Consider the following 22,312-nt stretch of genomic DNA (forward strand, 5'->3'; position numbering starts at 1 on the left):
CTCGCGCCATCAGAGATGTGTATAAGAGACAGCCTCTTCGTCGGGTCACAGCGTGAGTTCATCGTCTTGCTGAGTGAGTGAATCGCTTATTCGGAGTGATCACACTGTTTTGCTGGGTCGGGGTGTTCCCGGCGGAACACCCCTTTCTACGGTGCCGTCAGAGGATGAGTTCACCACGGTCGGTTCGTGTATCTCCTCAGACTGCTCAGAAGCCCGGCGTCTCCCGATAGTCGGCCAGTTCAGTCATCACGGACAGCCTCAGTACTCGTCTTTTCGACGGTCTGAAACTCCGTTGATCCGCAGTCGCACCCGTTTCTCGCCCCAATCGGTTGTGCCGTGCCGTCAGGCCATTGCATAGATGCATAGACAGCTCCGCAATCGACACATTTACCGATTGTCCGTTTGCTCTCTCCCGCGGGCATAATTTCTTCTTAGACGGGTAGCCCCCTCAGGACTGCTGTTGGGTATACAATAGCTTTTTATACGGTTTTATTATTCGAATCCTCCGTGGGGGGAAGGGTACTTCCGAGGATGTGTTTCATCCCACGGCGGAGCCGAGAGCCGACGGCTTGCTGGGAAATTCCGAGTTCGTCGCCGAGTTCTTCCATCGTCACCTCGCGCGGAGATTCGAAGTACCCACGCTCGTAAGCAAGTACCAGCGCGTCTTGTTGCGTCTCAGTGAGCGCTGCTTCGGTTTCGGTCTCAACCGGCGTCAGTGCGTGCAGTTCCGTCAGCGTGATCGGAATTCCGACCTCCCGACAGCGAGAATGAACGGTTGCAATATCGCTTCGTGTGTCCCCGCGGATGTCGAACGTCCACTGCTGGTTCGTGCCGGTTGCTTTGATGAGCGGGATCTCGGTCTCGGTCAGCACACTCAACACGTCGTCGTATTCGAGTGACCACTCGACACGTAGTAGATACTCGTCCTCGACGGAATCGACGAGTTGGATTTGCTTCAAGCCCGAGTGGTCAGAAAACGCTCCCTCAACATCCTCAACTTCTGTTCCTCGAACCCAGAAGTAGGGAATCACCACGTCACGCGACGGGATCAGTCGCTCCAGTTCGACCGTCACGTCCGGCAGTTGTGCGAACACGGTGCCGAGGGGGAACTGATCGGATGGAACGGTAAAGGTTGCCTCAGTAGCCATTACTCGAACGACATCACGCTGGCTGTAAAAACCTCCCACAGAGCAGTGTGGCAGGGCCGAATGACTTCGCCGATCCGCTCTTGATTGCACTCGACTTGCTGACTACGCATCTCGTAGTGAGTGATCACTACCTTCGCAAATTGGACTGAATCTCGTACTACATTCGCGCCCTCTATTCAGCACGAACATCCCAAACTATCAGTGATTGAGATTTTCAACAAAGCCACCAATCCGTCTCAGTCGTCGGCTTCTGCTCGCGGCGAGGGGATGTCGGGATCGATAAAGCCGTACTCCACGAGCTTCCGACCGAGTTTTTCGACGCGCTCTTGCAGATCGTCGTCCGCGAACCCCCGGCCGTCGATCGCGTCCGGCTCGTCGACGAAGCGACTCGAGGCGTTCCTGATCCCGACCTGGTGTGGGAGCACCCAGCCGTGGACGCCCCGAACCGTCATGCGGAGGTGCTCGAGCGTCGATCCGTAGCTGCCACCGCCCGCGGTCGCGAGCAGGCCGACGGTGGTCTCCTCGTACTCGTCCCAGCCACAGTAGTCGTGGACGTTTTTCAACGCCCCGGAGTAGGAGCCGTGATAGACCGGCGTGCCCAGCGCGAGGGCGTCGGCCTCACGAACGAGACGCTTGACCTCGCGGGCGTCGCCTTGCTCGGCGTCCTCGAGGTCGGGATCGTAGACGGGGAGGTCGTACTCGCGAAGGTCGAGCAGCGTCGTTTCTGCACCTGCCTCGGCTGCGGCCTCGAGGACGTACTGGAGGGCGGTTCGAGTGTAGCTCTCGGCACGGAGGCTCCCGGAGACGGCAACCACCGTCGGCGTCTTCGTCATGGTCGAGCGTACCACTTCGATTCTGAAAGCTCCGTCGTCTGGGCTCGAGTCGACCAGCAGCGTCGACCTGGCAGGATACCGTCGCGCTCGTATCATCCGGAAAGAGTTTTCTCGCTGGCTCGAGTCCGCCCACCAATGGCCGAAGACGATTCAGACGAAACGTATCGCGACGAACGCGCCCGGTTCTACGACGCGACGTTGCCGGACGCCGACCGACCGGACGTCGGGTTCTACGTCGACCTGGCCCGCGAGACCGACCAGCCAGTCCTCGAGGCGACCTGCGGGACCGGCCGAATCTACCTCGACCTCCTCGCGGCCGGCGTCGACGCCGACGGTTTCGACCGCTCGCGGGACGCCCTCGCGGTGCTCCGTGAGACCGCCGCGAAACGCGATCTCGAGCCGTCGGTGTGGCAGGCGGACCTGGCGTCGTTCGAGACTGAGCGTCGGTACGGGCTGGTTACGTGTCCGTTCAACGCCATTCAGAACCTGACGGCTGTCGACGCACAGCTGTCGGCGTTGCGGTCGGTCCACGACGCGCTCGTTCCCGGTGGCCGGTTCGTCTTCGATGTCTTCGTTCCGAATTTCGACATCATCTGCGAGGACTACGGCCAGTGGCAGTCGAAAGACATCGACTACCGCGGTGAGACCCACCAACTCCGCTCCCGGACGCTGATCGCCGACGAGGTCGAACAGTTGTTCACCGTCGAGACGGAGCTGTACGACGCCGACGGCTCGCTCGTGTTCACCGAGGAAGAGCACCTCGCGATGCTTCCGAAACGCCAGCTCGAACTGCTCGCCCGTCTCTCCCCGTTCGAATCCTTCTCGGCGACCGGTGACTTCACCGACGAGCCGCTCTCGGACGGCCACTCGATTCAGGTCTGGTCGCTTCGCAAGGGCGACGAGTGAGAACGGACGGCGTCGCACTTTTGCCCGCTGGCGTGAAGCGAATGCGTATGGAGACGATCAGTTTCGGCACTGACGGCTGGCGGGCGACCCTAGCGGAGTTTACGACTCCTCGGGTCAGGATGGTCGGACAGGCGGTTGCGACCTACCTTGCCGACGAGGAACACGACCGACCGGTCGTGATCGGGTACGACGCCCGGGAGACCTCGAGAGGGTTCGCCGAGGAACTCGCCCGGGTGCTGTGTGCGAACGGGATCGACGTGCTGGTTCCCGAACGCGACCGGCCAACGCCGCTGGTGGCACACGCCATCGTCGAACGGGACCTCGCCGGCGGGCTCGCGATCACTGCCTCGCACAACCCGCCGGAGTACAACGGTGTGAAGTTCATTCCCGGCGACGGCGCGCCGGCGCTGCCCGAGGTCACCGACGCCATCGCCGATCGGCTCGCCGAACCCGATCCGCTTCCCGAAGACCAGCACGGCTCCGTACAGGAGGTCGATCTGGCAACTCCTCACGCCGATACTGTCTTCGAGTTGGTTGCGTCGCTGACCGATGCCGGCGAGAACGGCGACTTCGACCTCTCGAGTGCGGAACTGACCGTCGCCTACGACGCCATGCACGGCAGCGGCCGCGGGACGACCGACGCCGTCCTCGAGCGGGCCGGTCTCGCGGTCGACTGCCTGCGCTGTGATCGCGACCCCGAGTTCGGCGGCGGCGCGCCCGAACCCGCGCCTGAGAACCTCGAGGAACTGATCGATCGGGTCACGAACGGTGACGCGGACCTGGGGATCGCCAACGACGGCGACGCCGACCGGATCGCGATCGTCACGCCCGACCGGGGCTACCTCGACGAGAACCTCTTTTTCGCCGCGCTGTACGACTACCTGCTCGAGGACGCCGAGGGGTCCGCGGTTCGAACCGTGTCGACGACGTACCTGATCGACCGCGTCGCCGAGGCCCACGGCGCGTCGGTCAGGGAGGTACCGGTCGGCTTCAAGTGGGTCGCCGAGGCGATGGCAGACGGCGACGCCCTGGTCGGCGGCGAGGAGTCGGGTGGGTTTACGATCCGCGGCCACGTCCGCGAGAAAGACGGGGTCCTGATGGCCCTGCTTGCGGCCGCGATGCACGCCGAAGAACCGCTGGACGAACGCGTCGATCGCCTGCTCGAGGACCACGGCACGGTCGTCCAGGACAAGATAAGCGTCGCCTGCCCCGATCACGAGAAGACCCGCGTGATCGACGATCTGGGCGACGGGATTCCCGACGCCGTCGCCGGAACGGAGGTCGAAACCGTCAACACCGACGACGGGTTCAAACTCCTGCTATCCGACGGCTCGTGGCTGCTCGTCCGTCCGAGCGGCACCGAACCCGTCCTGCGGGTCTACGCCGAGGCGACGGACGAAAAGCGGGTTGGGGAGTTGCTTGAGGCCGGCGAGCAACTGGTCGAGCCGCTGGTGTAGGTGGGCTCGAGCAACGTCGACTGTTGCCGAACGACGTGTTTTTAAATTGATGGGTGCTGGTCGATCGTATGGAGGCGAATACAGGCGACGGGACAACCGAACTCGGTCAGGAGGAGATTTACCTGGCGGTTCGAGAGGGCATCAAAGACGCACTGTTCGACGTGTTCGCCACGATCGTTCTTCTCGGTCTGGGACTCGTATTCGTCTGGGCCGGTACCCAGGCGCTTGCTACCGCCTCGTTGACCCTCGGGTACGTCTCGGCCGGAACCGTTCTCGGTCTCGGTCTGGTGCTCGCCGCCGCGGCGTTCGACCTCGTCCCCTCCTTCCACGAGCGGTTGCTGTCGTAGCTGTCACGGCTGTCGAACCGGATTGGCCGGTTACTCGTCCTCGAGCAGACTGGCGACCAGTTCCGAGACGGCGGCCAGTTCGTCGCGGTTCACGCCGTGTCCCATCCCCTCGTAGATGCGCGTCGTCACGTCGGCGTCCAACCCCTCGAGCACGTCGGCCGTCTCGTGGACTCGCGTCTCGGGAATGTGGGGATCGCTGTCGCTACAGCCGAGGAAAGCGGGGGTCCCCTCGAGACTGCCTTCCCTCGCGTATGCCTCGGTGTCTTCGAGTTCGTCGCCGATGAGCCCACCGCTCAGCGCGGCGAGGCCGCCGTACCGTCGTGGGTTACGCGCGACGAACTCGCTTGCGAGACAGGCCCCCTGAGAGAAGCCAAGCACGAGTACGCGTTCGGCTGGAATGCCGGCATCGTCGGCCTCGCCGATAGCGTTCTCGACTGCTTTCAGGCCCGACGTTCGACCAGGCTCGTTGTGCTCGACTGGCTCGAGAAACGAGTTCGGATACCAGGTGTTTGCGGCTGCCTGGGGTGCGAGGAAGGCGACGCCAGCCTGATGAATCTCGTCGGCCATCCCGATAATGCTCCGAGCCGTCGCACCGCGACCGTGGACGAGCACGACTGCGGCCTCGGCGTCCTCGAGTTCCGTCCCGGCCGAAACCAGCGGCTGGTCGCCGTGGGGGTCCTCGCCCTGGTGTCCCGAGCCGGGACCCTCCCTCCGACCCCGCCGGCTCATTCGACGCCCCCGACACCCGCACTCGCATCGGGCAGGTCGTGTTCGACGACTTCGAGGCCGAGTTCGTCGATGGCGTTCCGGAGGTGTTCGTCCTTGGCGTACTCCGCACCGTCCGCCTCACGGAGTTGCTGGGCTTTCGCCAGCACCTCACCGCGGCGGTCGTCCGGGATTTCGTACTTGTCCGCCGAGAGCTCGATCACTAGCCCGTTGTTGTCCTGAGTGTAGATCGAGTGGAATATCCCGCGGTCGAAGACGTTGTACTGGTGCCCCGCCTCCTCGAGTGCCGCCATCACGTCCTCGTACTCCTCGTGATCGACGCTGAAACAGAGGTGGTGGACCGCGCCGACGCCGCCGCGCTGGCCGCGTGCCGAGGGTCGATCGTCGCTGACGAAGACGGTGAGGATGCGGCCGTCGCCGGTGTCGAAGAACAGATGCGTCTGGGAGGGATCGTCCAGATTCGGCTGGCGCAAGACGAGGGGCATCCCGAGCAGATCGCGGTAGAACGCGATGGTGTCCGCTGCGTTGCTACCCCAGATGGTGATGTGGTCGGTCCCGGTGGTGTGGACGGGGCTGTCGGGGAGTTCGGGCGTGACCGGCACTTCGTCGGCGTCCGAGTCGGGTTCGGACATCGTTACTCCGCGAGCTCCGCTCCGAAGACCCGTTCGGCGTCTGCGGGCACGTCGAAGTCGTGGTATCGTTCTCCTTTCTCTTTCGAGAGGATATTCAGCGCGGCAGCGGCTCCGTCACCGACCGCGATCGCGGCCTGCCACTCCTCGACGCGAACCATCGCGCCCGTCGCGTAGAGGTCGTCGACGCTGGTCTCCATCTCGACCCCGACATCGACGACGTCCTCGTCGGTGAACTCACAGCCCAGTTCCGCCGCGAGGTCGCGGTTCGCGCCCGTCGCGAGGATGACGTAGTCGGCGTCGTACTCGCCGTCGGCGGTCTCGACGGCAAACCCGTCGTCCGTCTCGCTGACGGCCGTCACCTCTTCACCCTGACGGCGATCGGCACCGAAGTCGTCGACCTGCTGGCGTGCGGTCGCCATGAACTCGCTGCCACCGACCGAGCCGATCCCCAGGTAGTTGAACAGGTGGGCCTTGTGCATCCAGGTCTCGTCGGTGTCGAAGACCGTCGTCTCGAGGCCGTTTTTCGCAGTAAACAGCGCCGCGCTCAGACCGGCGGGGCCGCCGCCGACTACGAGTACCGATGCGTCCGAAGTCGTGTCGTCAGTATCGTCGCTCACGGTTACATTATGTTACCGCAGCCGTATTAACGTAGTAGGGACCCGGAACCAATCACGTAACACTCCCGTTACCGCCCCTGCCCCGCCCCCGCCCGGTACTGTCAGTTCCCGACGTCCCGCCAGTCCGGTGCCGTCGAGACCTCTTCGTCGGCCAGCTCGTCGAACGCTGCGTAGACCGACTCCGACAGCGCCGGATGAACGTGGACCGTCTCGACGACGTCCGCGACAGTGCCCGTGGCGCGGTCTATCGCGACGACGACCTCCTGGATCAGCGCCGACGCTTCCGGACCGACCACGTGACAGCCCAGAATCTCGCCGTCGGGCGCTGCAAGCACCTTCACGAGCCCGTCGGTCTCGAGAATCGTACCCAGCGGCGAGACGTCGAACGGGACCGTCGCGGACTCGTACTGGCGGCCGTCCTCGAGTTCGTCTTCCGTCTTCCCGACGCTTGCAACCTGTGGCGAGGTGAAGATCGCGTGGGGCATGGCGTCGTAGTCGACCTCCCGACCTTCGTTTTCTAGTGCGTTCGCCGCGACGACTCGCGACTCGTCGTCCGCGGCGTGTTTGTACGGCGCGTCGCCAATGGCATCCCCGAGCGCCCAGATGTCGTCGACGGTCGTCTCGAGGGACTCGTCGGTCGTGACGTATCCCGAGTCGTCGGTATCGATCCCGGTCGCCTCGAGGTTCAGGGTATCGGTGTTGGGGACTCGTCCGGTCGCGACGAGGAGTTCCTCGGCGGTGATTTCGACGGCGTCGTCCGCGTCGCCGTCGGTCGGTGTTGCAGTGACGGTCACCCGGCCATCGGCTCCTGATTCGACCGAGGCCGCCTCGTGACCCGTGTAGAGATCACAGTACCCGGAGAGTGCGTCCGTGACGAGGTCGCTCACCGCGTCGTCTTCACGGGGGATCAGCTGGTCGCTGCGGCCGACGATAGAGACGTCGGTCCCCAGTGCCCCGAAGAAATAGCCAAGCTCGGCCCCGATGTAGCCGCCACCGACGAGTACGAGCTCGGCGGGCTGCTCGTCGAGATAGAGCGCGTCGTCGCTGGTGAGGGAGTCGACCTCCTCGAGCCCGTCGATAGGTGGCTCCATCGGCCGACTCCCGACGGCGACGACGACCCGATCGCCGCGTATTTCCTCGGTCGTCGCGTCCCCGCTGACGGGTTCGATCTCGAGCGTGTGGTCGTCGACGAACCGTCCTTCGCCCCGGTAGAGCGTGACGTTCTCGGCTTCCTCGAGATTCTCTGCCTGTCGTTCGGCTTTCCCGTAGACAGCGTCGTGGATCGTGTCGGTGATCTCGCCGTAGGCGACGCCCTCGAGGGTCGCGTCGATCCCCGCTCGCTCGGCGCGACGGACCTCTCGGACCACGTCCGCGCGGTGGATAAGTGCCTTCGAGGGGATACAGCCCCGTGTAATACAGGCTCCCCCGAGCGGGCCACGCTCGACGACGGCCGCCTCGAGGCCACGCTCGGCGGCAGCAGTCGCGACCTGGCTGCCCGATCCCCCACCGACGACGACGAGGTCGTACTCGGTCATGCGGGAGTCGACCACGGCCGGGGCCGTAAAACGAGTCCGTGCGCTGGCCGGTCGACCGCTAGAGCCAGTCGTCGCCCGAGCCGCCGGACATCGCCTGTTCGTGGGAGGCGACGGCTTCGGCCAGGTTCGCGACCGCGTCCGCGGGGGTCTGCCCCTGACTCGAGACGCCAGTCTCCTCGTGATCGACGATGTAGAGGCCGTGTTCGTTGACTCGCATCGTTACCTCCGCGTCCCCGAGGGCGTCGTACTCCGTGGGGTCGGCGTCGACGTCCTCGAGAGCGACGGGTTCCGTTTCCTCGTCCTCGGAACTCATGGGAGAGGGTATTCGCCGTCGAGTGAAATACGCACCGACGACGACTCCACCGTCGACCCCCAGGGTCGACACCCCACCCGTCCCAGCCGATCACTGCTTCCTCGAGACTTCCACCCCGAGCCGTGCCGACACTCCTTCGGACCGGCGACTGGAGCCCAGCGACGATCCGGTGGACTCGAGACGGCCCCGCAGTCGGTCGATCAGCACCGCGAGCGACGACTCGCGCCCGGCACAGGCGGCAGTCGCACGTAGAAAAAGCCTTTAACGCCGTCGCCCCGTACTTCCTGCAAATGGTACTCGACGATCTCGGGAGTTCTCTGCGGGGCAGTCTCGACAAGCTCCGTGGGAAGTCACGAATCAGCGAGGAAGACGTCGACGAGATCGTCAAGGAGATCCAGCGGTCGCTGATCTCCGCCGACGTCGACATCTCACTCGTTCAGGAACTGTCCGACAGCATCGAGGAACGAGCCCTAGAAGAGGAGCCACCCGCCGGCACCCCCGCACGGGACTTCGTCCTCCGTATCGTCTACGAGGAGCTGGTCGACCTCATCGGCGACTCCACGGAGTTGCCCCTCGAGGAACAGACCATCCTCCTTGCGGGTCTCCAGGGGTCCGGTAAGACCACGTCCGCGGCGAAGATGGCCTGGTGGTTCTCGACGAAGGGGCTGCGCCCGGCGGTCGTACAGACCGACACCTTCCGACCCGGTGCCTACGACCAGGCCAAGGAGATGGCCGAACGCGCCGAGGTCGACTTCTACGGCAACCCGGACAACGACGATCCGGTCGAGATCGCGCGCAACGGCCTCGAGGAGACCAGCGAGGCCGACGTTCACATCGTCGACACCGCAGGCCGTCACGCACTCGAGGACGACCTCATCGACGAGATCGAGCAGATCGAGGGCGTCGTCGAGCCCGATACCTCACTGCTCGTGTTAGACGCCGCGATCGGTCAGGGCGCGAAAGACCAGGCCCAGCAGTTCGACGAGTCGATCGGGATCGACGGGGTCGTCATCACGAAGTTAGACGGGACCGCGAAAGGTGGCGGTGCGCTGACCGCCGTCGACCAGACCGACTCGTCGATCGCCTTCCTCGGGACCGGCGAAGAAGTGCAGGACGTCGAGCGCTTCGAGCCCGACGGCTTCATCTCCCGGCTGCTCGGGATGGGCGATCTCTCCCAGCTCGCCGAGCGCGTCGAGCGCGCGATGGAGCAGACGGAGATCGAGGAAGAAGACTGGGACCCCGAGGACATGCTTCAGGGGCAGTTCACCCTGAACGATATGCAAAAACAGATGGAGGCGATGAACAACATGGGGCCGCTCGACCAGGTGATGGACATGATCCCCGGTTTCGGCAGCGGGATCAAAGACCAGTTGCCCGACGACGCGATGGACGTCACCCAGGACCGGATGCGACGGTTCCAGGTCATCATGGACTCGATGACCGAAGCCGAAAAGGAGTATCCGAAAGCGATCGGTCAGAGCCAGATCGAACGCATCGCACGTGGCTCCGGGACCAGCGAGGAAGACGTCCGGCAACTGCTCGAGCAGTACAAGATGATGGAGAAGACGATCAAGCAGTTCCAGGGCATGGGCTCCGAACAGGAGATGCAACGCATGATGAAACAGATGCAACAGCAAGGCGGCGGTGGCGGCGGTGGCATGGGCGGTATGGGGCCGTTCTGACGACCTGACGCCGACCGTTCCTCACGCTCGCTTTCGTACTCTCGTACTCGTTCTCGTTCCCATTCTCGTTCTTGCTCTTGTTTCTGTTCGCGTTCACCGACTCCCGATCGCTCTCGTCATCGTCGTCGTTCGTCCGCCGGCCACGTCTTCGTTTCCGTCGTCTTCGCCGGTCTCGAGGGACCGTCCCGGTGTGACGATCTCACGACCCGACGATCTGACGACAGAACGACGTGACCGGTCACCCGCCGCCACCTTCAAGAACGGCTAGACCAAGCCTCGAGTAGTATGCACCGGCGACAGTATCTCGGCTCCGGCGCGGCGATCGGCGTGGCCGCGCTCGCGGGCTGTCTCGACGCGCTCTCGAACGACGACGGCGACGGAACCGACGCCGCCGTCGCCGACCGCACGGGCGAACGCGAACTCGACCGCGCGGTCGGGCAGTTGAACGACGCCGCGCTGGCTCTGGACGTCGGCGAGGCCGAAGACCCCGATGCCGTCGAGTTCGATCCGTCCGAGCCGACCGAACACGTCGAGACCGCCCGGCAACACCTCGAGACCGCCGAGGCGGAACTCGAGAATCGGGACGACGACGTCGATGCCCTCCGCCGATACGCGGACGTGCTCGAGGCGTTGATCGAAGTGACCGCCACGGTCGCCGACGACACCCTCGAGGACGATATCGACGCGGTCACCGAGGCACTAAGCGAGGACGACACCGACGTCGAGGAGGCCCGAGACGTACTCGACGAGCGAACGGCCGACCTCGACGCCGCGGACGGTCGGCTCGAAGACGCGATGGCCGAACTCGAGGCACTGGACGCGGTTCGTCTCGAGGCCCTCTCGATCGTCGACCTCGAAGAAGTGGAGGCAGGCGCGACGACGCTCGCGGAGGTGCTCGGTTCGCTCCGGACGCTCGCGGACGGGTACGAGTCGATCGTCGACGGCGTCGAACACCTCGAGCGTGGCCGGGACGAAGCAGACGACATGAACCACGGACCGGCTGAAGACGCGTTCAGGGAGGCCGAGCCGGCCTTCGCGGCCGCGACGGGGACGCTCTCTGGCGACGGCGGTAAGGACGATGCCCCGGCCGGGATCGTGCCCCACTTCGAGACCGCGCTCTGTCAGAGTCGCAACTTCGAGACGGCGGCCGCGAGGTTCGCCGCTGCGTCGGCCGCCGCGTCGGACGGCGACCTGAGCGAGGCCAGCGACTATCGGGACGAGGCCGAGGACGCACTCGAGGACGCCGACGCGTGCACGGAGTGAGAGTGAGAGTGAGAGTGAGAGTGAAAGGAACGGGTTGCGACGATCCCGCGTCAGTCCGCGGCCGCCGACTCCTCACCCGTCGTCGGTACCGACGGAACGTCGTCGATCAACACGACGGCGTCGCCCTCGAGGACGACGGTGTCGTCTTCGTCGGTCACGGTGGTCTCGATCCGGTACTTCTCGCCGCCGAGGGCTTCACAGATCTCGCAGGTGGCGGTTACGCGCTCGCCGACCGACAGCGGGGCGTGGAAACTGCTTTCCTGTGAGAGATAGATCGTCAGCCCCGGCAGACGGGCGAGGGCAGCGCTGACGACGCCGTTTGCGAGCACGCCGTGGACGATCCGTTCCCCGAACCGGGTCTGACTCGCGTACTCGTCGTCGAGATGCACTCGGTTCGTGTCGCCCGTCACCTCCGCGAACGCCTCGACGTCGTCGCCGGTAAGCTCCTTCGAGAAGCGGGCGATGTCGCCGACCGAAACCGTCGATTCGTCCTCGCCGCGGTACTCGAACTCCCAGTCGTCGCGCTCGTACTGGGTGTCGGTTCGTACCTGTCGGCGGGGCCGCTCGTGGTCGCGACGACGCCGACGGTGAACCAGATGCGGCACGTAGTAGGACAGTTCCGTCGTCGTGACGATTCCCACGAGCGTCCCTGGATCGCCCGTGGTCTCGTCGACCACTGGCAGGTGTTCGCGCTCGTCCTCCCGCAGCGCGTCGACGGTCTCGACGATCGAAGCGTCGGGGGAGATCGTCTCGAGGGGCGTCGACATCGCTTCGGCGAGAGGCAGTGACTCGAAGTCCTCGCGGTAACAGAGCCGGGTTGCGACGTCGCCTTCCGTGACGATGCCGACCGGGTCGCCGTCGTCGGTGACGACGACCGAACTGACTCTCTCGTCGCGAAGCAGTCGCGCAGCGTCGGTCGCACTCGCGTCGGTCTCTGCCGTGACCACGTCGGTGACCATGATCTCGGCGACCGGAATTCTCTCGTTCATGTTGACGAATCTATGCGTCCGGCGTACATGTTCTTTGGCCTCGGTTCACGCCCCGTCGAAGAGAACACCCACACATCGTGATGGATCGGCCGGGTTCCGGCCGCTCACAGCGGGAGCGGGGGAGCGGGGGAGCGGGGGTTCACTGGTGGGACTGATATTCCCAGCCAACAGTCGCCACACTTGCTCGCGTCTCGACACTCGTCGCGTGCCGCGATGGCCTCTCGAGTGCGATCGACGCGTCCAGTAGTTCTCCGGCAGACGGGTTGCTGCCGACCCCTCGAGACCGTCGGACTTCGGCCGATGGGCGGCTTCCCACTGTCTTTTTGTCACTGGGTGGATCATTGCCGGACGATGATGTCGCCGACTTCCACCGCGACGGGCCCTGGCTGGGGGATGTCCGCCCGTCTCGTCCTCGGACTCGTGGTCCTGCTGCAGGTCGTTCTCACCGTCAGTGCAGTTCTCGAGGGGCCGCTCGAGCGGGTCGCCATCAGCGTCGCCGGCCTCTACTTCGCCGTCGTGATCGCCGTCGGTATCGAAACCCGGCGCTGGAGCCAGCACACGCTCGGGGCGCTGGCCTGTAGCGGGGTCACGCTGTTCCTCGCGGGTGCGTACGCCGTTTCGCTCGAGCCCCAGTACGCGGCCATCGCCGTGACGTTCGGTCTGTGTACCGCCTGCTGCTGGTGGCTGGGCCGTCGCCGATCGTAGCCGGCTGCTGGCGTCGCTACTCTCCGGCAAAATCGGTAGCAACATCAGGACCAGGGGGATGCGAACGTGCAAACGGTTAGCCGTCGACCGGCTGTCCGTCCTCGGTCGGCGGCGCGATGTGGTCGACGTACTCCTCGAGGGTCGGCTCTTCGACGCGAACGCGGACGCTGATCTCGCCGAGTTCATCCGGTTCGCCGACCGAAAAGTTCACTCGGTCCTCGAACGCGGCCTGCTTTTTCAGCGCGAACGTGAACGTCTCACCCTCGCGGTTCGCGAAGAACTCGCCGCGGGCGGTGTCGAGAATCTCCTGGCGGCGTAACAGATCGGAAAAGTGCTCCAGGGAGTGGGTTTCGGCTCGAATCTCGCCGAACTCCTCCTCGAGGTCGGCGTTCGGGAAGACGTTGCGGACGGCGTCTGCCACGCGACTCGTGACCTCCGTATCGTAGACGGGGGCCGTGATTTCGACGTCGACGCGGTAGATGTCGGTCATTGGCGTGCCTCCGTGTTCTCGGTCTGGGTCTCGTTTCTCCCGTCGCCGTCGACTGCCTCGGGGCCGTCCCGGATGATCGTCCGGACCCGCTCGTGGAAGACCTCGAGAGAATCGGTGTTCTCGACGACGACGTCGGCTCGGTCCATGGCGTCGTCCATCCCGAACCCACGCTCGCGCTCGTCACGCGCCGAGAGGGGTTCGCCGCCGTCGGTCTCGTCGGCGTCCCGGCCTCGGGCGTCGATCCGCTCGGCCCGAACCTCGAACGGCGCTTCGATACTGATCAGCGTGAAGTCGTCGCCGAACCGCTGTTCGAAGGCATCGACCTCAACGCCGGACCGAATGCCGTCGATCAGCACCGCGTCGCTGTTCTCGAGGCGGTCCTCGATCATCGGGAGCGAGCGCTCGGCGATCGCGGCCGGCCCGTTCTCGTCGCGCAGCGCCTGGGCGACCTTCCCGTGATCCTTCGCGGGGTCGAGCCCGCGGTCGGCCGTCTCCTGGCGGATGACGTCGCCCATCGTTACCACGGGAATCCCGTCCTCGCGTGCGACGGTGGCTGCCTCGCCTTTCCCGCTACCCGGGAGACCCACCGTTCCGATGACGTGCATCGAGACGAGATAGCAGCGTCTCCCGCATAAGGACTGTGTCTCGACTCGAGTGGGACGGCTATCGAACGCACAGCGTTCGGGAGAACTCTCGTGGCCCGTTCCAATCCGAGACGGACCGCTCGCGAGGTGGGAACTCTCGGTGACGATCCCGCTCGATGTTCGGCGTGACCGACGTTGCCGGGCGGGTTGTCGGGTTCGCGTTGCTGTCCGGCATCGTCTTCGGTGGTACCGAACCGACGCTCAGTGACGGACGACCGTACTCGAGAGGTGGGATAGCACGGTTCGTGTTCGCTCTTCGTGACCTCCTGGCGAGCGACAAGTACGCCTGCGAACTACCCGCTCACTTCTGGTTCGGCAACCAACACTTTTTGCCCTCCTCGTGATTGGCGTTCAGTATGAGCCTTGGAAACCTGCTCTCGCGGTTTGGTAAGATCCTCGACGGAGAGGAGATGACTGGCAGACAAGCAGCCGCTATCGTTGCCGTCTGGATGGGGGCGACCGCTCTCTTCGGGACCGTTTCCTACGTAGTGGTCTTCGTACTCATGGGAGTTTGACTGTCTCCCGTGTTCTGTTGTCCACCTGTGACGGCCGCTCGCACTTCCTTTCGGTATCCGTGTGGTCCGGAGACCGATCCAGGGTACACCGTCCTCGTCGATCTGCCATACGTCCGGCCGCCGTGGTCTATCGTCCTCGCTGGCGGTGTACTCGAGTGCCTTGAAGCCTGAAACAGCGGGAGTAGGGGGTTTGCCGAGCCGGGGTGGTTTCGTGCCTCTGATGGTGCAGCCGACCCGGCTATCCTAGCTTTGTCGTGATGGATGTTAACACTTTTGGCAAGAATTTCCGACCCAGTTTGCTTCAGTCTCTCGACCCTCACGGATTTGTCACTCGAGGTGGTGGCTCCCCTATGCGACTCTCTACGATCCTCGTCGTCGTCGGTATCCTGTTGATACTGATTCCGGTTCCGATCCTGCCGCCGTTCGTGGGTGCGACGATCGGGCTGGTGCTCCTGCTGCTTGGGTTGTTCTTCCGGTTTCTGGGGCTGTGAGGTCGTCGAGCTGTCGAGGACCGGTTCGCTGTCACGAGGTGTGTGTTCCGCCTCGAGCCACGAGCGATCGGACTGGTGGTGGCAGCCACGGCTCACCCGGGTTTCCGAGCGAGTACCCCACCACCGTTCGCCGACCGAACTCGTCTCGCGGAGGGAGGCTCGGGTCAGTGTCCGTTCTCGAGGAGGGCAACAGACATCTCCTGTGAATCAGGGCCGATCACGATCTCGTAGCCGGTGTACTCGGACCGGACGGTGACGGGGGCGGAGAACTCGAGCAGGGGATCAGTGCCACTGTATCGACGGTCTCGTACAGCGGTGGGAGGGCCGTCGGATCACTGCCCTCGTGGGCCGCGATTCGATCGAGTGCTGTGACGATGTTGTCTTTCCTATTGCTATCCTGATTCTTGACTCACCGAACCACGACCACCGGCACCGGTGATCGCCGGAACACCTTCTCCGCGACGTTACCGACGAAGATGCGGTCCGCAATGGTCCCCCCGTGGCTCCCGATCACGACAGTATCGTACTCACCGGCGGTCGTGACGATCGCCCGAACCGGATGTCCGAGTTCGACCGCGGTATCGAGACCGACGTCGGTGCCGGCGTCGTCGACGATCTCCCGAGCGCGTTCGAACACTTCCGTCGCGCGTTCGTCGGCAGCCTCCTCGAGGTCGTCGGCGAGCGCGAGTCCCGTCGCTGCCCCCCACATCGGCGACGGCTCGCCGACGACGTGGAGCACGGTGATATCGGCGTCGGGAAACACCTCGAGCGCGTACTCGAGGGCCTGTTCGCTCATTTCCGAGCCGTCCATCGGGACGAGGACATCGTCGACCATACGCGCTCTCCCACGGCGACCGGAATAAGCGCGGGGGTGGCCCACTCACAGCCCGAAGATCGGAACGAACCGGAACGTCACGTACGCCCCGATCGTCGCGATAGCCGGAACGACGTTCTGCATGAGGACGACGCGGGCCGTCGTCGCCGGATCGAACAGATCCGACGCCTTCGGGATTTGCTCCGGCTCTTCTTCCTCGCCGATCGGTGGGAGTTCCTCACCTTCCTCGTCCGTCGACAGCGCACCGACCGAGACCGGAGCCGACTCCTCACCCCGGACGGCCTCGCCGACCGTCATCGGCCGGGTCGCTCGACCCCAGCCGAGGCCGATGATACACATCGTCGCGATGATGACGAAACTCGCGGGGATGCCGATCGCCGAGAGGAAGATGACCAGCACCGAACTCACCATCGCAGTGATGATCGCCGCTGTCAGCGGCAGTTCCGTGAGTTCACTCCCCATCGTATCCAGGGTCCGGCGAGCGATAGTGAAGGTGCCGATACCGACCGCGAAACAGCCGATGATGATCGCAGGCCCCATCTCGAGTTCGCCGCTGCCGACCAGCGGCGCGACGGCGTTCGCGATGTTCGAGGTGCCGGAGCTGTAGGCCATCAGACAGCCGATGGCGATCACCAGCACGATACCGCCGGCTTCACGTATACTGGCGGTCTCGCTCAACGTCGGGATCGGAGCGATTCCGGAGCGATCGACCGCGAACAGCGCCCCCTCACTGCGCTCGATCGCGATCCGGCGATTGAGCGTCGCGTAGAAGTACCGTCCGATGATCAGCGACACCCAGAAGCCGATAAACGGCGAGACGATCCACCAGATGGCGATCTCGCCCATCACTCCCCAGTCGAGTGCGTCGGCAGCGAGCGCGAGCCCGGCGATCGAGCCGACGGCCGTCATCGACGTCGACGCCGGGACGCCGAAGTAGTTGCCGAAAAAGAGCGCCAACCCGACGAAAAACAGGACGCCGACGCTCGAGGCAAGCGTGAAGACGCCGGTATCGGTCACGAGATCGTCGCCGAGCGTATCGATAACCTGCGGGCCGATCGTCCACGCGCCGACGAATACCCTGTTGCACGCTTTCGAAATTAGGGCCAAAAACCAGATGATGTTGCAGGTTTCTCTGAACAGGGTTGGCTACTAATGCCCACATCCGGGTACCAAGCATCAACTAATTTTGCACATGCAACGGGCTAACGAAGAAAAAGATCGTCATCAGCGCCCCAGCCGCGGTCTTCGAGATGGCACCGGCACCGACTGCTGGTCCGAACGCCGGTCCCGTCGTCGCGCCGCCGATGTTGTAGCCGACGAAGATCGCAACGAGAATCCCGATGAGAAGCAGCGTCGAAATCATCCGTTGGAACGAGTGGTGTGCCGGTAGTTGCCGGCGTAGCTGTTCGTCGTCCGAGACGCCCGAACCGGGGGCGTTCTGGACCTCGCGACACGGCGAGCGAGAGCCGGACAGCATCGGCTGCTCGATCGCAGGTCGAACGGCGATCCTCGAACGCTGTGGGTTTCACCCGTCCGCTTCTTCGGTCTCATCTGTCACCGTATCCTCGAGTAGGTCCTCGATTTCGTCCTCGCGCGGCCGGCGATCGATCCGCCGGTCGACGGTCTCGATCTGTTCCTGGACTGCATCGACCTGTTCTCCGACGGTCTCTTCGACCGTCTCCTCGAGCTTTTCACCGACCGTCTGCTCGACGGTCCGTTCGACCTGTTCTACCTGTTCGCCGACGGTTTCTTCGACGGTCTCCTCGACCGCCTGGGTCATCCAGTCCGGGTCGAATCGGGCCATCTTCCAGGCCACGTGTAACGCGTACGAAATCAGCACGCCCAGCCCGAACGCGACTCCGACCAGCGTTCCGACCGAGACGATCAAGCCGATCGAGACGAAGATCAAGGCTCCGTACCCGAGATCGATGATCGCGTCGACGCGACGCGGGTCCATCGCGTGGTCACCCCTCCGAGCTGGTTACGGACATGGAGCCGTTTCGGACTGGATCGATACCCACACTCATGTGCAGTGTCAGTACACCACACTGTATAAAATCAGTTTGGGACGCTATCGTTACTGTCACCCTGCGACGAACCTGTCGACACGAACACGTTTCCCACTCTCGAGACGCGCCACGGTCGAAGGCCTGGTGGCCGGCTGAGAAAGGGACACGGCGCTGCAACGAGCGTCGCGACGCGACGAGCCGAGGGGCCGACCGGCGGCGTTCAGACCCCCCAGATGACCGCGATCCCGATCACGGTAACGATCGAGAGGAGCAACTGCAGCGGTGCGCCGATCCGGACGTAGTCGGTAAAGCGGTACCCCCCGGGGCCGTAGACGAACAGGTTCGTCTGGTAGCCGATCGGCCCCAGAAACGCCGTACTCGCGGCGAACGTGACCGCCATCACGAACGCGAACGGATTCGAGCCGATCGCCGACGCGGCGGCCGCCGCCACCGGAACCAGGAGGACGACGCTCGCGTTGTTGCTGATGACTTCGGTGATCAGCCCCGTCGTGACGTAAAACAGCCACAGCACGACGATCGCTGGCAAAAACCCGGCCGTCGAGACGACCAGCCACGCGAGATAGGCGGCCGCGCCCGACCCCTCGAGGGCGATCCCGAGGGGAATGACCCCCGCCAGCAGGAAGATGACGTTCCACTCGACTGCATCGTACAGTTCGTTCGGCTCGAGAACGCCGGTGACGACCATGGCGACGACGCCGGCCAGCGCCGAAAGCAGGATCGGGTAGATATCGAGGGCGGCGACGGCGACGACGCCGACCATGATAGCGACGGCGATCGGGGCCTTCTCGGCACGGTAGTTGGGACGGGGCGGCTCGCGGGCGACGATCACGTCGTCGCGCCGCGAGAGGCGATCGAGCGTCTCGGGCGGTGCCTGGACGAGCAGCGTGTCGCCGACGTCGAGTCGCGTGCCGACGAGCCGGTCGCCGACGGGCTCGCCGCGGTGGCGCAGGCCAAGCACGGCCGCGTTGAACTCCTCGCGAAACCGCTCGAGGTCGAGGCGCTCGCCGACGAGCCGGGAATCGAGTGAGACGACCAACTCCGTGATGAGCCCCTCGTCGGCGGCGAGGTCCGCATCCGACTGCGGGTCGCCGACGAGTTCGACCCCTGCAGCGTCCCCGATGGTTGTAATCGCGTCGCGGTCGGTGCGGACGACGAGAACGTCGCCCTCTCGCACGTGGGTTTCTCGACGCGGCGCGACCGAGCGGTCGTCGTCGCGAACGATCTGGACGATGTCGACTTCGGGACCCAGCGCCTCGGTTGCCTCGCCGACGGTCCCGTCGACCAGCGACGAACCGGGGACGACGGCCGCCTCGACGACGTAATCCCCGAGGTCGTACTCCTCGAGGTAGTCGGCCTGGGCCGGCACCCGTTCCGGCAGGAGGTAGTGGCCGACGAAGACGAGGTAGACGGCTCCGACGAGCACGACGACGACACCTAGCTGGGTAAACTCGAACATCGAGAACGCGCCGAGTTCGGGGTACTCCTCTCCCAACCGCGCGCTGATGTCGCTCGCGAGCAGGTTCGTCGAGGTACCGATCAACGTGAGCATTCCTCCGACCTGCGACGCGTACGACAGGGGAATGAGCAGCTTCGACGGGGAGGTGTCGCCTCTGTTCGCGATGTCGGTGACCACCGGGACGAGCAGGGCGACGACGGGCGTGTTGTTGAGAAAGCCGGAGACGGGACTCGTCGCGACGACGGTCGCGAACAGCTGTTTTCGGACGCTGTCGCCGGCGTAGGCGGCCATTCGCCGTCCGAGTGCCTGCACGAGGCCCGTGCGGGCGACCCCACCGCTGAGGATCAACATCGCCAGCACCGTGATCGTCGCGTCGTTCGAGAACCCCGAGATTCCGGTGGCGGGGTCGACGCCGGTCCAGGGCTCGAGGACGACCAGTACGACGATCAGCAGGATGGCAGTCACGTCGATCGGCAGCCGCTCGGTGAGAAACAACACGAGCGCGAGGAGGACAACGCCGAGTACGACGAGAGCGTCGGTCGTCAGCTCCGGCTGGGTCGCCGCCTGCGTGAGGGGCGCGGTGGCCGCCATCGACTCCGTCGACACCGGCGAGCCGTGTAAGCATTTGTGACGAGATCGAAACAGTGTGTGAGTGATGGACGTTGGCCGGGTTCGTCGATCGTCGCTTTTACTCGCGTCGACCACGCCCCCTCGAGTATGAGTCGGAGCCACGACGCGGACGACGACGGGTCCGAAGGCAACGAGCAGTTCGAGGTTATCCCAGCGGTCGATGTCGAGGACGGCGAGGTCGTCCAGCTCGTCCAGGGCGAGCGCGGCACGGAAAAGACCTACGGTGACCCGGTCGATGCTGCCCGGAAGTGGATCGACGCCGGTGCGGAGACGTTACACCTGATCGACCTCGACGGCGCGTTCGAGGGCGAACGTGAGAACGCCGACGCGATCGACGCAGTCGTCGACGCTGTCGACGTCCCGACGCAACTGGGCGGTGGCATCCGCACCGTCGAGGACGCCGTCGACCTGCTCGAGCGCGGCGTCGATCGTGTCATTCTGGGCACTGCAGCGGTCGAAAACCCCGACATCGTCGCCGAGATAAGCGACGAGTATCCCGACAGCGTGGTCGTCAGCCTCGACGCGAAAGACGGCGAGGTGGTCGTCGAAGGCTGGACCGAAGGCGCGGGGATTTCCCCGGTCGAAGCCGCCGAACGCTACGAGGACCTCGGTGCGGCGGCGATCCTCTTTACCAACGTCGATGTCGAGGGGAAACTCGAGGGCGTCGCGACCGAGCCCGTCCGGACCCTCGTTGACGCGACCGAGATTCCGGTGATCGCCAGCGGCGGTGTCGCTACCGTCGAAGACGTGCGGGCGCTCGCCGACGCCGGCGCGTCCGCTGCCGTCGTCGGCAGCGCGCTGTACGAGGGGAACTTTTCGCTGTCGGAAGCGCGAAACGCACTCGAGGCCGACGAGTTCGACGAGTTCGACGAGGCCGACGGGACGTAAGCGACGGCATCCCGGTCGGCAATCGCGACTGCTCGAGACGCGAACGGGAACGCGGTTCCGTTAGCCGTCGAAGACGGACGAGTTCTTAGGGGTGTGGTGCGTAGCCGCGGTCGTGCACCCGCGAGATCGCGATCGGGTCGTCCTCGCTACCGTCGTCTTCGCCGTCCTCTTCTCGCAGTTGTTGCTGTACCCGGGGATCGCGACGCTGGTGGAGACGCTGGGGGCCGACGCGACGACCTCGCCGTTCGCCGAGACCCCACTCGACGCGAGCATGTGGTTTCTCGTCGCCGAGTTCGCGGCCTACGTCGCCTTCGTCGGCGTCTGGGGGGCCGTAAGCGACGTGACGGGCAAACGGACGCCGTTTATCATCGCCGGTGCCGTCGCCGGCGCGGCAGGGTACGGCCTGCTCGCGTTCGTTCCCGCGATCGGAACGATCCCGTTCGAGGGTGTGCTTCTCCTGCGGGTCTTCCAGGGTGCGATGACGATCGGCGCGCTCTCGCTGACGATGACGATGCTGATGGACTTGGGCGGCGGCCACGGCCGCAACATGGGCGCGGCCGGGATCGCTATCGGGCTCGGAGCCGCACTGGGCGCACCGGTCGGCGGTCAGTTGACCGAGATCGATCCGATTGCGCCGCTCGTAGCCGCTACGGCGCTGTTGCTCTGTGTCGGTGCGCTCGTCACCGTCGTCGAGGATCGATCGCCGACACACCGGCGCAGCGCCAGGGCGCTACTCGAGGGCGTGCGCCGACGGCCGACGCTGTCGATCCCGTACGCCTTCGGCTTCGTCGACCGGATGACCGCCGGCTTCTTCGCGCTGGTCGGGACGTTGTACTTCCAGGAGACGTTCGGCCTCGGAGCCGGGACGACGGGGCTCTTGCTCGCGTGTTTCTTCGCGCCGTTTGCCCTGCTGCAGTACCCGATGGGAGCGCTGTCCGATCGGGTCGGGCGGACGATTCCGATCGTCGTCGGCTCGCTGTGTTACGGGGCCGGCATCCTCGCGGTCGGGGCCGCGCCGACGGTGGCGCTTGCCGCCATTGCGATGGTCGCCATCGGCGTACTCGGGGCCCTGGTCTCGCCGACGACCATGGCGCTTGTCACCGACATCGCCGACGAGAGCGAACGGGGACTCGCCATGGCCGGATTCAACCTCGCCGGCAGCCTCGGCTTCCTCGGTGGG

General features: G+C 64.9%; 25 protein-coding genes and 2 pseudogenes. 11 read left to right on the top strand and 16 right to left on the bottom strand.

Annotated elements, in window-relative coordinates; translation table 11 throughout:
- Positions 1-479: 479 nt before the first annotated feature.
- Both C446_RS06970 and C446_RS06975 read right to left on the bottom strand, forming a co-directional pair.
- Positions 480-1,148 (bottom strand): helix-turn-helix domain-containing protein, encoded by a 669-nt coding sequence (locus tag C446_RS06970; RefSeq protein ID WP_006672377.1) that lies wholly within the window; start codon positions 1,146-1,148, stop codon positions 480-482.
- Between the two features lie 236 nt (positions 1,149-1,384).
- Positions 1,385-1,981 carry an NADPH-dependent FMN reductase gene (locus C446_RS06975; protein WP_006672378.1) on the bottom strand — a complete coding sequence of 199 codons (597 nt, stop codon included), beginning with the start codon at positions 1,979-1,981 and terminating at the stop codon, positions 1,385-1,387.
- Positions 1,982-2,116: 135 nt separating this feature from the next.
- Here C446_RS06975 and C446_RS06980 point away from each other — a divergent pair, with 135 nt between their 5' ends.
- From C446_RS06980 to C446_RS06990, 3 genes are all read left to right on the top strand, one after another.
- Complete coding sequence (locus tag C446_RS06980; RefSeq protein ID WP_006672379.1) at positions 2,117-2,887, top strand: class I SAM-dependent DNA methyltransferase; 771 nt, start codon at positions 2,117-2,119, stop codon at positions 2,885-2,887.
- Positions 2,888-2,934: 47 nt separating this feature from the next.
- A complete protein-coding gene (locus C446_RS06985) occupies positions 2,935-4,344 on the top strand; it encodes a phosphoglucomutase/phosphomannomutase family protein (RefSeq protein ID WP_006672380.1) in 1,410 nt (469 codons plus the stop codon).
- Positions 4,345-4,412: 68 nt separating this feature from the next.
- Positions 4,413-4,691 carry a hypothetical protein gene (locus C446_RS06990; protein ID WP_006672381.1) on the top strand — a complete coding sequence of 93 codons (279 nt, stop codon included), beginning with the start codon at positions 4,413-4,415 and terminating at the stop codon, positions 4,689-4,691.
- Between the two features lie 30 nt (positions 4,692-4,721).
- Here C446_RS06990 and C446_RS06995 read toward each other — a convergent pair whose 3' ends face one another.
- From C446_RS06995 to C446_RS07015, 5 genes are all read right to left on the bottom strand, one after another.
- Positions 4,722-5,420, bottom strand: a complete 699-nt coding sequence (locus tag C446_RS06995; RefSeq protein ID WP_006672382.1) for an alpha/beta hydrolase — start codon at positions 5,418-5,420, stop codon at positions 4,722-4,724.
- The gene (locus C446_RS07000; protein WP_006672383.1) at positions 5,417-6,049 is read right to left on the bottom strand and encodes a VOC family protein; all 633 of its coding nucleotides are present in this window, start codon (positions 6,047-6,049) and stop codon (positions 5,417-5,419) included. Before C446_RS07000 ends, C446_RS06995 begins: the two co-directional genes overlap by 4 nt.
- A 2-nt stretch (positions 6,050-6,051) precedes the next feature.
- Entirely contained in the window at positions 6,052-6,666 is a 615-nt protein-coding gene (locus C446_RS07005) for an FAD-dependent oxidoreductase (protein ID WP_006672384.1), read from the bottom strand.
- Between the two features lie 101 nt (positions 6,667-6,767).
- Positions 6,768-8,201, bottom strand: coding sequence for a dihydrolipoyl dehydrogenase (locus C446_RS07010; RefSeq protein ID WP_006672385.1), 1,434 nt, complete (start codon positions 8,199-8,201; stop codon positions 6,768-6,770).
- A gap of 58 nt (positions 8,202-8,259) precedes the next feature.
- The gene (locus C446_RS07015) at positions 8,260-8,514 is read right to left on the bottom strand and encodes a type II toxin-antitoxin system HicB family antitoxin (protein ID WP_006672386.1); all 255 of its coding nucleotides are present in this window, start codon (positions 8,512-8,514) and stop codon (positions 8,260-8,262) included.
- A 290-nt stretch (positions 8,515-8,804) separates the two neighbouring features.
- Between C446_RS07015 and C446_RS07020 the strand changes: the two genes are divergently transcribed.
- Both C446_RS07020 and C446_RS07025 read left to right on the top strand, forming a co-directional pair.
- On the top strand, positions 8,805-10,196 hold the full coding sequence (locus C446_RS07020) for a signal recognition particle protein Srp54 (RefSeq protein WP_006672387.1): 1,392 nt from the start codon (positions 8,805-8,807) through the stop codon (positions 10,194-10,196).
- Positions 10,197-10,481: 285 nt separating this feature from the next.
- Positions 10,482-11,459: a hypothetical protein gene (locus tag C446_RS07025; RefSeq protein ID WP_006672388.1), complete on the top strand. Its 978-nt coding sequence runs from the start codon at positions 10,482-10,484 to the stop codon at positions 11,457-11,459.
- A gap of 50 nt (positions 11,460-11,509) precedes the next feature.
- Here C446_RS07025 and C446_RS07030 read toward each other — a convergent pair whose 3' ends face one another.
- Positions 11,510-12,448: a CBS domain-containing protein gene (locus tag C446_RS07030; protein WP_006672389.1), complete on the bottom strand. Its 939-nt coding sequence runs from the start codon at positions 12,446-12,448 to the stop codon at positions 11,510-11,512.
- 351 nt (positions 12,449-12,799) lie between these two features.
- On the opposite strand from C446_RS07030, the gene C446_RS07035 reads away from it, so the two are divergent.
- Positions 12,800-13,153, top strand: a complete 354-nt coding sequence (locus tag C446_RS07035; RefSeq protein ID WP_152419391.1) for a hypothetical protein — start codon at positions 12,800-12,802, stop codon at positions 13,151-13,153.
- Between the two features lie 76 nt (positions 13,154-13,229).
- On the opposite strand, the gene C446_RS07040 is transcribed toward C446_RS07035, so the two are convergent.
- Entirely contained in the window at positions 13,230-13,643 is a 414-nt protein-coding gene (locus C446_RS07040) for an RNA-binding domain-containing protein (RefSeq protein WP_006672391.1), read from the bottom strand.
- Positions 13,640-14,248, bottom strand: coding sequence for an AAA family ATPase (locus tag C446_RS07045; protein ID WP_006672392.1), 609 nt, complete (start codon positions 14,246-14,248; stop codon positions 13,640-13,642). The genes C446_RS07040 and C446_RS07045 overlap by 4 nt, the downstream gene beginning before the upstream one ends.
- A gap of 155 nt (positions 14,249-14,403) precedes the next feature.
- On the opposite strand from C446_RS07045, the gene C446_RS07050 reads away from it, so the two are divergent.
- The 3 genes from C446_RS07050 to C446_RS19310 all read left to right on the top strand — a co-directional run bounded on the left by C446_RS07050 (position 14,404) and on the right by C446_RS19310 (position 15,293).
- A complete protein-coding gene (locus tag C446_RS07050) occupies positions 14,404-14,631 on the top strand; it encodes a hypothetical protein (RefSeq protein ID WP_006672393.1) in 228 nt (75 codons plus the stop codon).
- A 12-nt stretch (positions 14,632-14,643) separates the two neighbouring features.
- Complete coding sequence (locus tag C446_RS19305; protein WP_169331360.1) at positions 14,644-14,802, top strand: hypothetical protein; 159 nt, start codon at positions 14,644-14,646, stop codon at positions 14,800-14,802.
- A gap of 350 nt (positions 14,803-15,152) precedes the next feature.
- Positions 15,153-15,293, top strand: coding sequence for a hypothetical protein (locus C446_RS19310; protein WP_169331361.1), 141 nt, complete (start codon positions 15,153-15,155; stop codon positions 15,291-15,293).
- Between the two features lie 217 nt (positions 15,294-15,510).
- Here C446_RS19310 and C446_RS17905 read toward each other — a convergent pair whose 3' ends face one another.
- The 6 genes and pseudogenes from C446_RS17905 to C446_RS07075 form a co-directional block, all read right to left on the bottom strand.
- Positions 15,511-15,669: a HalOD1 output domain-containing protein gene (locus C446_RS17905; RefSeq protein ID WP_394295206.1), complete on the bottom strand. Its 159-nt coding sequence runs from the start codon at positions 15,667-15,669 to the stop codon at positions 15,511-15,513.
- Between the two features lie 33 nt (positions 15,670-15,702).
- On the bottom strand, positions 15,703-16,128 hold the full coding sequence (locus C446_RS07055) for a universal stress protein (protein ID WP_006672394.1): 426 nt from the start codon (positions 16,126-16,128) through the stop codon (positions 15,703-15,705).
- Between the two features lie 45 nt (positions 16,129-16,173).
- A pseudogene (locus C446_RS07060) lies at positions 16,174-17,202 on the bottom strand (anion permease); the annotation flags it as partial.
- Between the two features lie 136 nt (positions 17,203-17,338).
- Positions 17,339-17,491: pseudogene (locus tag C446_RS18645) on the bottom strand (inorganic phosphate transporter); the annotation flags it as partial.
- A gap of 162 nt (positions 17,492-17,653) precedes the next feature.
- A complete protein-coding gene (locus C446_RS07070) occupies positions 17,654-18,085 on the bottom strand; it encodes a hypothetical protein (RefSeq protein WP_006672395.1) in 432 nt (143 codons plus the stop codon).
- A gap of 272 nt (positions 18,086-18,357) precedes the next feature.
- Positions 18,358-20,205 (bottom strand): SLC13 family permease, encoded by a 1,848-nt coding sequence (locus C446_RS07075; protein ID WP_006672396.1) that lies wholly within the window; start codon positions 20,203-20,205, stop codon positions 18,358-18,360.
- Between the two features lie 126 nt (positions 20,206-20,331).
- On the opposite strand from C446_RS07075, the gene hisA reads away from it, so the two are divergent.
- Both hisA and C446_RS07085 read left to right on the top strand, forming a co-directional pair.
- Positions 20,332-21,132, top strand: coding sequence for a 1-(5-phosphoribosyl)-5-[(5-phosphoribosylamino)methylideneamino]imidazole-4-carboxamide isomerase (hisA, locus tag C446_RS07080; RefSeq protein WP_006672397.1), 801 nt, complete (start codon positions 20,332-20,334; stop codon positions 21,130-21,132).
- A gap of 112 nt (positions 21,133-21,244) precedes the next feature.
- Positions 21,245-22,312, top strand: a 1,068-nt coding sequence (locus tag C446_RS07085) for an MFS transporter (RefSeq protein ID WP_049920082.1), incomplete at its 3' end; no start/stop codon positions are given.

The sequence above is a fragment of the Halobiforma nitratireducens JCM 10879 genome (assembly GCF_000337895.1).
Lineage (GTDB): Archaea > Halobacteriota > Halobacteria > Halobacteriales > Natrialbaceae > Natronobacterium > Natronobacterium nitratireducens.